General features: G+C 68.8%; 14 protein-coding genes and 1 tRNA gene. 12 read left to right on the top strand and 3 right to left on the bottom strand.

The annotated features are described in order from the left end of the window. The first annotated feature begins 36 nt into the window (after positions 1–36). From ACLD7X_RS03430 to asnB, 10 genes are all read left to right on the top strand, one after another. A complete protein-coding gene (locus ACLD7X_RS03430; protein ID WP_411422059.1) occupies positions 37–672 on the top strand; it encodes a DUF3318 domain-containing protein in 636 nt (211 codons plus the stop codon). 17 nt (positions 673–689) lie between these two features. Then, positions 690–1,085: a ribosome silencing factor gene (rsfS, locus tag ACLD7X_RS03425; RefSeq protein WP_411422058.1), complete on the top strand. Its 396-nt coding sequence runs from the start codon at positions 690–692 to the stop codon at positions 1,083–1,085. Positions 1,086–1,095: 10 nt separating this feature from the next. Continuing rightward, positions 1,096–1,590 carry a CGLD27 family protein gene (locus ACLD7X_RS03420; protein WP_411422057.1) on the top strand — a complete coding sequence of 165 codons (495 nt, stop codon included), beginning with the start codon at positions 1,096–1,098 and terminating at the stop codon, positions 1,588–1,590. Between the two features lie 22 nt (positions 1,591–1,612). Next, on the top strand, positions 1,613–2,584 hold the full coding sequence (locus tag ACLD7X_RS03415) for an asparaginase (RefSeq protein WP_411422056.1): 972 nt from the start codon (positions 1,613–1,615) through the stop codon (positions 2,582–2,584). Between the two features lie 74 nt (positions 2,585–2,658). Beyond that, positions 2,659–2,735 (top strand) — tRNA-Met (locus tag ACLD7X_RS03410). Between the two features lie 123 nt (positions 2,736–2,858). Further along, positions 2,859–3,005 carry a hypothetical protein gene (locus ACLD7X_RS03405; RefSeq protein ID WP_411422055.1) on the top strand — a complete coding sequence of 49 codons (147 nt, stop codon included), beginning with the start codon at positions 2,859–2,861 and terminating at the stop codon, positions 3,003–3,005. Positions 3,006–3,011: 6 nt separating this feature from the next. After that, the gene (locus ACLD7X_RS03400) at positions 3,012–4,445 is read left to right on the top strand and encodes a sodium:solute symporter family transporter (RefSeq protein WP_411422054.1); all 1,434 of its coding nucleotides are present in this window, start codon (positions 3,012–3,014) and stop codon (positions 4,443–4,445) included. Between the two features lie 64 nt (positions 4,446–4,509). After that, complete coding sequence (locus ACLD7X_RS03395; protein WP_411422053.1) at positions 4,510–4,686, top strand: hypothetical protein; 177 nt, start codon at positions 4,510–4,512, stop codon at positions 4,684–4,686. 228 nt (positions 4,687–4,914) lie between these two features. Beyond that, the gene (locus ACLD7X_RS03390) at positions 4,915–6,000 is read left to right on the top strand and encodes an aspartate/ornithine carbamoyltransferase family protein (RefSeq protein WP_411422052.1); all 1,086 of its coding nucleotides are present in this window, start codon (positions 4,915–4,917) and stop codon (positions 5,998–6,000) included. Positions 6,001–6,041: 41 nt separating this feature from the next. Then, complete coding sequence (gene asnB / locus ACLD7X_RS03385) at positions 6,042–8,108, top strand: asparagine synthase (glutamine-hydrolyzing) (protein ID WP_411422051.1); 2,067 nt, start codon at positions 6,042–6,044, stop codon at positions 8,106–8,108. Here asnB and ACLD7X_RS03380 read toward each other — a convergent pair. Further along, entirely contained in the window at positions 8,078–8,785 is a 708-nt protein-coding gene (locus ACLD7X_RS03380) for a DUF1028 domain-containing protein (protein WP_411422050.1), read from the bottom strand. The two genes, asnB and ACLD7X_RS03380, sit on opposite strands and share 31 nt — an antisense overlap. A 238-nt stretch (positions 8,786–9,023) precedes the next feature. Between ACLD7X_RS03380 and ACLD7X_RS03375 the strand changes: the two genes are divergently transcribed. Next, positions 9,024–10,307: a Zn-dependent hydrolase gene (locus ACLD7X_RS03375; protein WP_411422049.1), complete on the top strand. Its 1,284-nt coding sequence runs from the start codon at positions 9,024–9,026 to the stop codon at positions 10,305–10,307. A gap of 12 nt (positions 10,308–10,319) precedes the next feature. Continuing rightward, positions 10,320–11,996, top strand: coding sequence for a GMC oxidoreductase (locus ACLD7X_RS03370; protein WP_411422048.1), 1,677 nt, complete (start codon positions 10,320–10,322; stop codon positions 11,994–11,996). 318 nt (positions 11,997–12,314) lie between these two features. Here the strand turns inward: ACLD7X_RS03370 and ACLD7X_RS03365 are convergent, their stop codons facing one another. Both ACLD7X_RS03365 and ACLD7X_RS03360 read right to left on the bottom strand, forming a co-directional pair. Next, positions 12,315–12,668, bottom strand: a complete 354-nt coding sequence (locus ACLD7X_RS03365) for a DUF2811 domain-containing protein (protein WP_411422047.1) — start codon at positions 12,666–12,668, stop codon at positions 12,315–12,317. A gap of 295 nt (positions 12,669–12,963) precedes the next feature. Then, complete coding sequence (locus ACLD7X_RS03360) at positions 12,964–14,127, bottom strand: sirohydrochlorin chelatase (protein ID WP_411422046.1); 1,164 nt, start codon at positions 14,125–14,127, stop codon at positions 12,964–12,966. Positions 14,128–14,198 lie beyond the last annotated feature (71 nt).

Here is a 14,198-nt window from a genome sequence, read left to right as displayed (position 1 = left end):
TAACGTGAGCGTCCACCGCACCGCCTGATCCTGTCGATGAGCGAACTCCAGCGCCTCAAGGGGTTGCTGCCTCCCGAAATGCAGAGCTGGGTGTTCGTGGAAGCCGCGGCCTCGGTCGATCCCCCGCTGATCACCATCGAGGAGATCGGCCGCGATGAGATCGAGATCCAGGTGGATCTCGAAAAATGGGACGGCCTCGCCCTCGACCACCGCAACCTGCTCTTCTGGCACGAAGTTGGCCGCATCCAGAACGACGCCGTGCCCCGGGATGGCTGGGAGATGGCGGCTCTGGCCATCGGCCTGGGCGGCGCCATCGGGGAACTGTGGGTGCAGGACGGCCTCCTGCTGGTGATGGCCCTGGGCCTCTCGGGCTTCGCCGGGTATCGCCTCTACCTCAAGAACAACTCCGAGAAGCGCCTGCAGGACGCCATCAGCGCCGATGAGCGGGCCATCGATCTGGCCTGCCGCTTCGGCTACACCCTCCCCAACGCCTACAAGAGCCTTGGCGGTGCCCTCAAGGAGCTGGCGGAGCAGACCCGCAAGAAGAAGAAGCGCGCCTTCTACGAAGACCGGCTCGAGGCCCTGCGCAAGAGTGCCGGCAAGGCCCGCGCCGAAATGGCCCAGCAGCAGGGATCCAGGCAATCCGTCGCCAGTGAGAACGTCTATGGCTGAAACCAGTGAGAACCCCGATGGCTGACGCCCCCGCCGTCCGGGATCCCGACACCGAGAAGCTGGCCCGGCTGGCGGCCGAGGCCTGTGACGACCGCAAGGCCGTGGACATCCGCCTGATTCGGGTCGACGAGGTGTCCTCCCTGGCCGACTGGTTCGTGATCTGCAGCGGCCTCTCCGACGTGCAGGTGCGCGCCATCGCCCGTTCGGTGGAGGACAAGCTGGAGGAGACCGTCGGCCGCCTCCCGCTGCGCCGGGAAGGCCAGAGCGAGGGCCGCTGGGTGCTGCTCGACTACGGCGAGGTGATCGTGCACGTGCTCACCCCCGCCGAGCGCACCTACTACGACCTCGAGTCGTTCTGGGGCCACGGTGAACAGGTCCGCTACCTAGGCTCAGCTCCCGCGCCCACCCCCTGAGATCAACGCCATGGAGCGCCTTGGGCCCTGCCCGGTGCCGCCCGAGCAACGCCCGCTGCGGCAGTACGAAGAGCTGCGGGGCTCCTGGTTCTTCGCCTGGCCGACCGCCGATCTGGCCGGGCTGCTGCGCCCGCTGGCGCTCAGCTGGCTCACGGTGTTGCCCCTCACCCTGCTGGTGGCCAGTGGCAGCTGGGTGCTGCGCCACCAGCCCGCCCGCCTGGTGGCCGCGGGGGCCGTGGCCGCCATCGCCCTGCCCACCCTGATGCTGGTGCGCCAGTGGCTGGGATGGACCACCATCCACCAGCGCCTGGTGAGTGAGCGGGTCGAATACGAGGAATCGGGCTGGTACGACGGCCAGGTGTGGGAGAAACCCCTGCCCTGGCGCCAGCAGGATCTGCTCGTCGCCCAGCACCAGGTGCGGCCGATCCTGCAGCGGCTGCAGCAGGCCATCGGGCTGGCGGCCACGCTGATGCTGGCCGGGGCGAGCCTCTGTCAGGCTCTCTGAACACGGCCTCCCGACCGTCTCCATGACCCTGCCCGCAAGCTTCGGCGGCACCGCCCGCACCGGCATCCCGCCCCTGGAGGTGAGGCTGCTGCGCGATGGCATCGTCGAGTCGCGCCACCGGGTGCATGCGGTGGTCTGCGACGGGCGGGGCCGGGTGCTGATGCGGGCCGGCGATCCCCAGCAGCTGAGCTTCGTGCGCTCCGCCCTCAAGCCCTTCCAGGCCCGCGTGTTCGTCGCCAGCGGCGCCGCCGACCAGGGCAACAGCGGCGAGCGGGGACTGGCCATCGCCTGCGCCTCCCACGCCGGCACGGCCATGCACGCCCGCGAGGCCTTCCGGCTGCTGTGGGGCGCCGAGCTGGACACCGAACAGCTCCAGTGTCCGGTGCCGAGCGGGGGCACCAGCCCGCTGGAGCACAACTGCTCCGGTAAGCACGCCGCCTTCCTCGCCACCTGCCGCCGCATGGGCTGGAGCCTGGAGAACTACCTCCAGGTCGAGCACCCGCTGCAGCAGGAGGTGTTCAAGCGGGTGGCGGAGCTGCTCGCCCTGCCCGCCGCGGAGCTGGTCACGGCACGGGACGACTGCGGTGCCCCCACCCTGCAGCTCCAGCTCGCCCAGATGGCTCTGCTGTACGCCCATCTGGGCGCCGGCGCCCAGCCCGACCTGGAGCGGCTGAGCCGCGCCATGCTCAACCACCCGGAGCTGGTGGCGGGCGAGGGCCGTTTCGACACCGAACTGATGCGGCTCGGCCACGGCCAGGTGCTCAGCAAAGGCGGGGCCGAAGGCATCCAGTGCCTCAACCGCGTTGGCGAGGGCCTCGGCGTGGCGATCAAGGTGGAGGATGGCGCGGCGCGGGCGAAACACGCGGTGGCCCTGCACCTGCTCGAGCAGCTCGACTGGCTCACCCCCATGACCCTCGAGGACCTGGGCAGCCGCTTCCTGCTGCCGGCCCCCCACCTCCGCCTGGAGGTCGTGGGGGAGCTCCGCTTCGACTGAACCCGCACGGCGATCGGCGCCGATGGGGCCCGGACCTGTAGCGCCCGACACCGGCTGGTACAATTTCTCAGTGCCGCGGGGTAGAGCAGCCTGGTAGCTCGTCGGGCTCATAACCCGAAGGTCGCGAGTTCAAATCTCGCCCCCGCCACCAATTGATTGCTCCCAATCAAGCTCCGGATTCCCGGGGCTTTTTTTGTGTTTCAGCACCGGATCTCAGTCCTCTCCTGAGCTCTCCGGTCGCCCGCTTCCACCGGATCCGCCGAACGCCCCGTCCATGCCGGTTGCGATGACCGAACTGCAACAGGCCCTGCTGATCTTCGTGCTGGGGGGACTCGTGACCCTGGCCACCGTGGTGATGATCCTGCGGGGCCACCGGCGCTGGCACCAGCGCGATCCCTTCGACGATCCCAGCCATGACTGAAGCCCCATGACTGAAGCCACGATGCTCGCCCCCGGCACCGCCTGGCTGCTGCTGGTGGGATTTTCGGTGCTCTGGATCGCGCTGGGCATCTGGTGGGGCAGGCGGGGCAAGGGCGATGCCGACGACTACCTGCTGGCCGGCCGCAACATCGGCCTGGCCCTGAGCACGGCCACCCTGATGGCCAGCTGGGTCACCGGGAACACCACCCTGGCCGCCCCGGAGGTGGGGTACACCCTGGGGCTCTGGGGGATGTTCGGTTACGCCCTGGCCGGCCTGGGGCTGTTTCTGTTCGCCCCCCTGGCCGTGCGGATCAAGCGGCTGATGCCCCGGGCGCGGACCAGCGGTGACTTCGTGCGGCTGCGCTACGGCCGACTGTGCTGGGCCATCTTCCTGATCATCACCCTGGCCTACACCCTCGGCTTCCTGATCACCCAGGGCATGGGAGCCGGGCTGCTGCTGCAGTCGCTGTCGGGCTTCGACTACCGGCTCGGGATGGTCTGCGTGATCGGGGTCTCCACCATCTACACCCTGTTCGGCGGCATGCGGGCCGTGGTCGGCACCGACTTCATCCAGTCGCTGCTGATCATGGGCCTGCTGGTGCTGGTGGCGGTGCTGGGATTCAGCCGGTTCGGCCCCGGGGAGGTCTACACGGCCCTGGCGGCCGAGCATCCCTCGCGCCTCAACCTGCTGCTGCCCACCGGGCTGCTGTTCGCCTGGAACACCGGGCTGTTCAGCATGGGGGAGGTGTTCCACAACAACATCTGGTGGTCGCGGGTGTTCGCCAGCCGCCCGGCCGTGGTGTTCCGCTCCTTCGTGCTCGGCGGGCTGGCCTGGGTCACGGTGCCGGTGGTGACCGGCTCGATCGCCCTGATGGCGCTGGCCCAGAACCTCAGCGTTCCCCAGGTGAACATGGTGTTCCCCATCGTCACCGCCCAGCTGCTGGGCAGTGGTGGGGCGGCGGTGGTGTTCATCATCATCTTTGCCTCGCTCACCTCCACCCTCGACTCGCTGCTGGCCGCCAGCGCCGACCTGATCGCCGAGGACGTGGTCGCCCACTGGCTGCGCCCCGGATCGAGCGATCTCCAGATCCGCCAGGCCGCCCGGGCGGTGGTGGTGGGCCTCGGTCTGCTGACGATGCTGCTCTCCTGGCAGTACGTCACCTCGATGTACCAGCTGCTGCTGTTCACCGGCGCCCTGGTGGCCTCCACGATCTGGCCGATCGCCATGGGGCTCTACTGGCGCCAGGCGAACCGCCGGGCCGCCGCCACCGCCATGGTGCTCGGTTCGGTGACCGGCCTGCTCGCCTATGCACTGATCGCCCCCTACTGCGCCGCCCTCGTCTCGGCAGCCGTTTCAGCGCTGGTGATGGGCCTGGGAAGCCACTGGTGGCCCGAGCGGTTCGCCTGGCACCAGCTCGCCGGCCCCGAACCGGCCCGTTGAACCGTCCGCCCGCCCGAGCCGCTGGTCTGCCTGCCGCGGCCCAGCACCTGTAACCCCTGTCGCCATGCCTTTCCTGCTCCCCTGCACTCCCCTGCTCGCCAGCTCCCCTCCGGCGCAGTGGCTGATGTCCGCTCCCCTGTTCAGCCTGGTGGTGAAGGGCAGCATCACGGGCCTGATCCTCGCCACACTCGTGATTGTGCTGATCTGGGTGGTGGAATGGCGCAACGGCAAGGTCTGGTGAAGGCCCCGGGCACCGCCACCGCAGCCACAGCCGCAGCCGCAGCCGCAGCCACAGCCGAACAGGCCGGAGGGGAAGCCGCCTGGAGAGAAACGGTGCGTGTTGCTACATCAGCGCACCTCGATGTTGCAAAAAACACAAGATTTCCTGTCAACGAACTCAGGGCCACCTAAAGGTGGTCATCACCCCCGTTCATTCGCGATATCCCCGATGCAGGGATCAAGCCTGACGATGCATTCACCTCATTTCACGCGACTTGGGCCGGATGTCTATGGGAATGCCCACCCTCAGGCCCTGCTTGGCGAGATTCGTGAAAACGGTGAGGCGCTTCAGGATCTGATCAACCAGCATGTGATCTCCACCCGGCAGTACAGCTCCGATTCACTGCTGCAGGTGTTCCGCTTGGCGGCCAAGTTCGAGAGCAATCCCGAGCGCTACATCCGCTTCAACAGCCCGCTGCAGCGCAAGATTCTGATCAACGCCTTCTACGAGCCAAGCACCCGAACCAGGCTGTCGTTCGACAGCGCCTGGCACCGGCTGGGAGGAGACACGATCACGATCACCGATCGCAGCACCACGGGCATCGCCAAGGGAGAATCGCTGCAGGATGTCGCTGAGATGTTCAACAACTATGGCGACTGCGTTGTTTTACGGGACACCAACGCCAATGCGGTCTACGAGATGAGCGAGTCGCTGCGGATTCCGATCATCAATGCGGGGAACGGCATCGACGAACACCCCACCCAGGCGATGGCCGATCTCTACACGATCTTCAAGTGGCGGCCCCACCTGGTGGAGCGTGAGGTCGCCGCAGCCGATCGCATCCGCATCGGCGTGGTGGGCATTCCCAACCGGATGCGCACGGTGCGCTCGCTGCTGCGGATCTTCGCCAAATTCCCCGGCATGATCCAGGAACTGGTGCTCTTCCACGAGCCATCGATTGACCCCACGGCTGAGCAGAGCTACTTCGACCCAGGCCAGCGCGAGGAGCTCGAAGCGGTGGGGATCAAGGTGAGCACCAGCGCCGATCTGATGCAGGAACTCAGCGATCTGGATGTGATCTACATCAATGCGATTGCCTGGGTTGGCGACAACTACGAGGTGCACGGGCGAAGTTTCCACCTCACCCGGGACCTCGCCTACAAGCCTGAGGCGATCATCCTCCACCCTCTGGCCCGGGGCGCTGAACTGGGAACCTGCCTGGATCAGACCCCCCACAACTGGTACTTCTCCCAGGCCCGCGGCGCCGTCTTCATCCGGATGGCCCTCCTGACCTGCATGGTCGAACGGACCTCCCAGGTGATGGACATCATCTGAACCAACCCAAGTCTGAAGAGAGTCTTTTCGCGAACGAGCTCATGTGTGGCATTGGTGGCATCTTTCAGCGCCGGTCCGACCAACCGATCGACGAGCAACTGCTCGTGAACATGGCGGCCATCCAGGTGCATCGCGGGCCGGATGGGTTCGGGGTGCGCAGCCTCCCCGGCCAGGGGGTGGGCTTCTGCCATGCCCGCCTCTCGATCATTGATCTCGATGCCAACCGGGGCCGGCAGCCGTTCGTGTCGGAAGACCAGCAGCTGTTGATGGCCCACAACGGCGAGTTCTACGACTTCCAGGCCATCCGGGCCTCCCTCACCGCCCAGGGGTCACGCTTCACCAGCAAGAGTGACTCCGAGATCCTGCTGCGGCTCTACCAGCAGCGCGGGCTGGACGCGACCCTGCCGCTGCTGCGGGGTGAATTCGCCTTCGCCCTGTTTGACCGCAGCCTCGACACCCTGTTTCTGGTGCGCGACCGCTTCGGGGTGAAACCCCAGTACTGGGCGCTCACCAAGGAGGGCCTCGTGTTCGGCTCCGAACTCAAGGTGCTGTTCGCCCACCCCGGGGTGGAGCGGCGCTTCAGCTCCGAGGGGTTGTTCCACCAGCTGATGCAGACCATGGTGCCGGGCACCACCGCCTTTGCCGGCGTGCACCAGCTCAAGCCGGGCCACGTCCTGACGGTGCGGCGGCAGGGGGGCGAGTTCCTGATCGATGACCGGCCCTACTGGGATGTGGGATTCCCCCGCCAGGGGGAGCGGGATGGCGGCCGCAGCGAAGCCGAGCACGTCAGCGCGGTGCGGGAGGCCCTGCTCGAGGCCGTGGAGGTGCGCATGGTCGCCGACGTGCCGGTGGGCTGTTACCTCTCGGGCGGCATCGACTCCTGTTCGATCCTCGGGCTGGCGGCGGCCGTGAGTCAGAACCCGGTCAAGGCGTTCACGATCGGATTCGACGATGCCCGCTACGACGAAACCCCGATCGCGGCGAGCATGGCGGAGGCCACCGGCGCTGACCAGCTGGTGATGCGTCTCTCCGGCAACGAGCTCTACGGCCACCTGGAGGAGACGATCTGGCACACCGAACGCACGATCTACAACACCCTGGCGGTGGCCAAGTTCCTGATGAGCCGGGAGGTCAACCGCGCCCACTACAAGGTCGTGATGACCGGGGAGGGCTCCGATGAGCTGTTCGGCGGCTACCCCGCCTTCCGGCGCGACATGTTCCTCCACGGACTGGACACCCTGCCGGCGGCGGATCGCCAGGAATGGGAACAGCTGCTCCAGGAGGCCAACCAGCTGGTGCAGGGGGCCATGCTGGCCGAGGAGCAGGTGAGCGACCCGGCCCTCGAGGCCGTGGTGGGCTTCACCCCCAGCTGCCTGCAGCCCTGGCTCGCCTGTGCCCCCCTGGTGCCCGATCTGCTGGCCCCGCAGCACCGGCAGGCCTGCGAGGGCTACCAGCCGGGTGCCGCCATCGCCGCCACCCTTGACCGCTCCCAGCTGGAGGGCCGCCATGCCCTCGACCGGGCCCAGTACGTGTGGATCAAGACCATGCTCGAAGGCCAGATCCTCACCTGGGGCGGCGATCGGGTCGACATGGCCCACGCCATGGAGGCCCGCCCCGCCTTCCTCGATCACCACCTGGCCGCGGTGGCGGTGCAGGTTCCCCCGGAGCTGCGCATCAAGGGAAAAACGGAGAAGTATGTGCTGCGGGAAGCCATGCGCGGCCTGCTGCCCGAGCAGCTCTACCGCCGCGAGAAGTTCGCCTTCATGGCTCCCCCCGCCCATGCCGATGCCGACAAACGGGCCGCCATGCAGGCCCTGGCCGACCAGCACCTCAGTCCCGAGGCCATCACCGCCGCCGGCCTGCTGGATGCCGAAGGCGTGGCGGCCCTGTTCGAGCGCCACGACCACCCCGACACCACGCCCGCCACGCGGGTGCAGCTCGACGCCGTGATCAACCACCTGATCGGCGTGCAGATCATGCACAAGCTGTTCGTCGCCGCCGATCTACCTGCCCAGGCGCGGCGCCAGGCCGATGCCCTCGGCTGGCGGCTGCACCAGGAGGAGCAGGCCGAACCGGCCTACGCCCTGATCGGCATGTCGGCCGGCTGAGCGACCCCGAGGGTCGTCGGCAGGGTGGCGCGAAAGCCGGTGTAGTAGGGCTTGGCGGTCTCGGCCAGGATCTCCCGCAGCGCCTGCAGGGGCTCGGGGTGGTGATCGACCCGGAAGTCGATGTGGGGATAGCGCTCCTGGTGCATCACCAGCAGCGCGGCCGACTGACGGCCGCGGTGGTCCCCGCCGTGGGCCTCGCCGGCCTCGAGGGCGGCCATCAACCGGGTCTCCAGGGGCAGACCATGGCGCTCGGCCGCCATGTAGGCCTCGGCCATCCCCAGCAGCACCAGCTCGGAAGCCAGGTAGTTGCCGGCCACCGAGAAGCCGGGGTAACAGCGATGGCCTGCCAGCCCGGCGCAGCCGGAGCCCGTCCAGGCAGCTGTTCGGCCGCGGGCGTCGACGAGCTGCAGCTGGCGGCCGTCCCGGCCGGGGTCATCCTGCAGAAGTGAGGCCAGCACCTCGTCGGCGCCCTGCTCCCCCTGGGTGTCGCGCTGCACCTGCTCGAGGCGGTCGAGCCCCCACGGGCCGAAGTAGGGATTCGTGCCGGCCTGGGTGGCCACCGCTCCCACTCCGGGACGGGCGTGGGGCACCAGGGAACCGACCGCCAGATGCTTCGTGGCCACACCCACCCCGGTCATGCCGGTGTGCTCATCCCAGGCAACGATCGAGTAGGTCATCGCGGCAGTGGAGGGGCGGGCGTGAGGCGAGCGGAAGAGGGGAGCACGCCTGGCGCCGGAATCGGTAGAGATGCCGATGATCCACGAACCGGTTGGGGGGGGTCTGTACCTGAGCGCACCGTTTCTCCGATGCGGGCCCGACGGGCCACGGCGGACAGTCGGCCCCCCCGGCGATGTCGGAGGGTGGAGTGAACCCGGTCTGCCCCCGTACCACCTCCCCCAACCTTCCCCAGCCGTCATGAGCCAGCCGAGCATCACCGCCCAGACCCGCCCTGCCGGGGCCGCTGCCGCCCTGCTGGCCGACCGGGAACGGTTGAGCCACAGCCTCGAGGCCCTGGCCCAGATCGGCAGACTTCCCTCCGGTGCCGTCCGCCGGCTGGCCTTCACGGATGAGGACCGGGCCGCCCGAACCCTGGTGATGGGCTGGATGGAGGAGGCGGGCCTGGCCGTGCGGATCGACCCGGCCGGCAACCTGATCGGCCGCTACGAAGGGCTCGACCCCGAAGCCCCCGTGCTGGCCACCGGCTCCCACATCGACACGGTGCCGGAGGGAGGCCGCTACGACGGCGCACTCGGGGTCATGGCCGGCCTGGAGGTGGTGCGGGTGCTGGGCCAGCAGGGCCACCGGCTGCACCACCCCCTCGAGGTGATCGTGTTCGCCGACGAGGAGAGCACGATGGTGGGGTGTAAAAGCATGGTGGGCCGGGCCCCGGACCAACCGGAGAGCTACGCCACCGCCGTGGGGCGGCCGATCCAGGACTGCCTGGCCAGCATCGGCGGGGACTGGGCCCGCCGGGCCGAGGCCCGCCGCCCCCCCGGCGAGATCGCGGCCTTCCTGGAACTGCACGTCGAGCAGGGGGGCGTCCTGGAGGCGGTGGGCAAGGAGATCGGGGTGGTCGAAGGCGTCGTCGGTCAGCAGCGCTACACGATCAGCGTCAACGGCCAGGCGAACCATGCCGGCACCACGCCCATGGCCATGCGGCGGGATGCCCTGACCACCGCCGCCCAGATCATCCTGGCGATCGAGGACATGGCCCTCCACTTCCCCGGGGATCCGGTGGCCACGGTGGGGAAGCTGCAGGTGTGGCCCAACGCCGCCAACATCGTGCCCGGTCGGGTGGAGTTCACCCTCGACATGCGCGACCTCTCGCACACCGTGATCGATCACATGCGTGCCCAGCTGGAGCGCAAGATCGAGAACATCGCCGTGGCGAGCCGCACCCGCATCGCCATGACACCGCAGTTCCTGGTGGATCCCAGCCCGGCCGATCCGATGATCCAGGAGGTGATCACCGAGAGCTGCCAGCAGCTCGGGCTGAGTTACACCCACCTGCCGAGCCGGGCCAGCCATGACGCCCAGGAGATGGGGCGGCTGACGGCGATGGGGATGATCTTCGTGCCGAGCCGCGACGGGGTGTCCCATTCCGCCGACGAGTTCACCTCCCCCGAGCAGTGCGTCCAGGGGGTCAACGTGCTGCTCCAGAGCCTGATCCGCCTGGATGCCAGTCTCGCGGCGAGCTGATCTCCCCTCCCGATGGCCCCTCCCCCCGGTCCGCCCTCCGGCTTCGACGCGATCGTGGTGGGATCCGGGGCCACCGGTGGGGTGGCCGCCATGGTCCTCGCCGAGGCGGGGCTGCGGGTGCTGGTGCTGGAGGCCGGTCCAGCCCTTGACGCCCGCCAGGCCCGGGGGAGCGAGCCCCTGAACAGCCTGCGGCGGGTGGCCCACCTCTCCTCCGGGAGACACCGCCTGCAGCGCCACCATCCGGGGTACTGGAAGCAGAACCCCGAGCTGTTCGTCGACGAACGCCAGAACCCCTACTCCACCCCGGCCGATCGGCCCTTCCTGTGGACCCGCGGGCGCCAGCTGGGGGGAAAGAGCCTCACCTGGGGGGGCATCACCCTGCGGCTGAGCGACTACGAATTCGAGGCCGGCCAGCGGGACGGCCACGGCCCCAGCTGGCCGATCCGCACGGCGGACCTGGCCCCGTACTACGACCGGCTGGAGCGGCTGCTGGAGGTGCATGGCCACGCCGACGGCCTGCCCCAGCTGCCGGACGGCCGCTTTCTGCCGCCGCTGCCCTTCACCCCGGGCGAAGAGCATCTGCAGCGCCGCATCGGCCGCGAGCTGGGCCTGCCCTTCATCCACTCCCGGGGCTTCAACCTCCACAGGGGCCGGGACTGGCCCCGCTCCGCCAGTCCGGGCCGCACGCTGGCCAGGGCCCTGGCCACCGGGCGCACCCAGCTGCGCGCCGGCACCGTGGTGAGCCATCTGCTCATGGACCCCGGCCGCGAGCGGGCCCGCGGCGTGGTGGTGGTGGATGCCGGCAGCGGTGCCCTGGAACGGCTGGAGGCCCCGCTGGTGGTGCTGTGCGCCTCGACGATCGAAACGGTGCGGATCCTGCTGCACTCCCATGAAGCGGAGCGCAGCGGTGGGCTGATCGACCCCTCCGGCAGCCTGGGCCGGTATCTGATGGACCACATCTCCACCAGCCGCTTCTTCTCCATCCCGGGCCTGGCGGGGCCGCCGGAAGCGCCTGAACTCTCCGGGGCCGGCAGCTGCTTCATCCCCAACACCGTGAACCTCGACACTGCCGGCGGCGAGGACTTCCGCCGCGGCTATGGCCTCTGGGCGGCGGTGCAGCGCTTCGATCCCCCCAGCCTGCTGCAACGGCGCCGGGGCGAGGCGGTGGGATTCCTGATCGGCCACGGTGAAGTGCTGCCGGAGGCCGGGAACCGGGTGAGTCTGAACAGCGCGCAGCTGGATGCCTGGGGGCTGCCCACCCCCCACATCAGCCTGGCCTGGGGCGCCAATGAGCAGGCCATGGTCCGCCACATGCAGCAGCGGATGGAGGCGGTGGTGCAGGTGGCTGGCGGCACGATCCGGGCGATCGAGGACCTCTTCGTGCTGCCCCTGCTGGAACCGTGGATCCGCAGCAGCCATGCCGTTGGCACCGGAGCACCACCCCCCGGCTACTACATCCACGAGCTCGGAGGGGCGCGCATGGCCGAGCGGGAAGACGATGGGGTGGTGAACCCGTTCAACCAGTGCTGGCGGGCCGCGAACGTGCTCGTCGTGGATGGGGCCTGCTGGCCCAGCGCCGGCTGGCAGAGCCCCACCCTCACCGAGATGGCCATCACCTGGCGGGCCTGCGAAGCCGCGGCCGCCAGGCTGCGCCGCGGTGACGTGGTTGGGGCCTCAGCTGGGGCCTGAGGCGGCGATGGCGAGCGTCGCCAGAGATCGCGCTGCCGTCAGGAGATGCCCACAGCTCTGAGCTTCCGGTGTCGACGGCCACAACCACCCCGGTCAACCCTCCGCACAATGACGGGGCGACCTTTCCAAGGGTCGGGCAAGGGAGAACCGGGGCGGGGGTTGGCACCTCCGCCTCTTTTTATGCCTGAACCGCTTTTGCCTGAACAGCTTTTGCCTGAACGGCTTTTACCTGAACCGCCCTGAGCGGCAGCGGCGGCGTCTCCCCAGTCTTCGCTCCGCTCAGTGGCTCCGCTCAGTGGCTGCACTCAGTGGCTTTGCTCAACGGCGGAACAGCCCGTTGAGGTACTGCTGGTTCACCCAGGGATCCTTGCAGCCGTTCTGGAACAGGAAGGTGGCCAGGGCGGAGGTGATCACGCTGTATTGATTCCAGTCGGGGTGCGTGTCCAGGAACTGGTGCATCCCGGCGAAGAGCAGTTCCGGCACCTCGGCCTCCAGGCTCACCGCAGCCGCCTCAGCCGGCTCCCCGCCCAGCGACGTCGCCTCGGTCTTCGAACCGCTCTCCTCGCCCCTGTCGCCATCCCTGGACATGCCCGTCTCCGCGCCAACGTTGGGGGCCCAGTAGGCCACACCGCCCCGGGCAGCGTCAAAGCCGTCGGCAAACGGCCGAACCATGCTCCTGCAGGCTGAGACTGTGGGCCTGCACAGTGATCTCCACGCCGACCGCCCTCACCCCTCCCGCTCCTGGCGTGGCTGGGCGGTTGCTGTCAAGCCGACTCTGAACAGATCCCCGAAATCCCCAGCCCAGGGCTCCCAGCCACGTCCATGGGCAGCGTTCTGTGGAAAAACCCCCTCAGAACGGGGGAAAACCCCCTCGAAATGGGGAAAGTCGAAACTGATCAGCACTGCTGATCCGTGGGGATTCTCCTGAGACCCCTCCGGGTCGAGACGGTTGAGCCAGGTCCCAGCCCTAGGAGCGACTTCCTCCGGAGCGCAGGGTTCGCGGCCCGAGCGGATGGTCGGCGTGGGGGTAGGGAGGGTGGTGATGATCGGCCCCAGGCTCATGGTCATGGCTGTGGTCATGGACCTGGCTGTGGTCATGGCTGGAGTTCGCCCCAGGGTTCGCTTCGGGGTTCGCCTGGGAGCTCGGCCCCCCGCCCAGGGGGACCGGCACGCCGTCGGGCTGGCAGGCCCCCGTGCACTCCCTGTCGCAGAGGTCGCACGACTCCGTCAGCCCTTCGACGTGATGGTGATGGCTGTGCTGGGGTGCGCCCACCTCGCTCTCGAAACCGAGGACCTGGGCGCGGTACTTGCAGAGGGAGCAGTTCATGTCGGTGTCCCCCCGCACCACCTCCTCCACCCGCTCCACGAAGGTGTCGAGCACGAGGGGATGGTCCCCGAGGTAGGAGGCCTTCAGGAAGGCCACATCGGGATGGTCCGCGGCCACCCGGTCGGTGTGCTGGAGGATCCGGCTGACCAGCACGCCGGAGAAGAGGAAGTACGGGAAGACCACGATGCGGCGGTAGCCGAGCCGCACCACATGGCGCAGACCGGGCTCCACCAGCGGGAAGGTGACCCCGGAGTAGAGGGTCTCGCCCCAGCCGAAGCCGAAGCCTTCGACCAGCATGCGGGTGACCTTCGCCACATTGGAATTGGCGTCGGGATCGGACGAGCCGCGCCCCACCACCACCAGCAGGGTCTCCGCCAGCGGGACAGGGCTGGGGTCGCGATCGAGGGCCTCGCGGATCCGCGCCCCGGCCGCCTGGATCATCTTGCGGTCGACCCCGAGCTCCCGGCCGTAGTCGATCGTCAGACCGGTCTCGGCGGCGTAGGTGTTGAGCACCGAGGGAATGTCGTTCTTGGCATGGCCAGCCGCGAAGAGCATGGCCGGCACCGCCAGCACGTGCTGCACCCCCCGGCGGCGCAGGGCCTCGAGGCCGTCGCGCAGGATCGGCAGGGCAAACTCGAGGTAGCCGTACTCCACCGGCACCGCGCCGAACCGCCCCTGCAGGCTCCGGGCCAGCGAGGCGAATTCGTTGACCGCCAGGCGGTTGCGGCTGCCATGGCCGCAGACCAGCACGCCGATGGGACCGTGGGGACCGACCAGGGATGGCGCGGGGGCAGGAGAACGCATGGGACCAGATGCCTCCAGCGACCCTATCCCCAGCCGCCACTGGGGCACCGAGGCACAGGGGCATCGGGGCA

The organism is Aphanothece microscopica RSMan92 (genome assembly GCF_046613545.2).
Lineage (GTDB): Bacteria > Cyanobacteriota > Cyanobacteriia > PCC-6307 > Cyanobiaceae > NIES-981.
The sequence above is the reverse complement of the archived record's forward strand: the minus strand, read 5'-3'. Positions and strand labels throughout refer to the sequence as shown.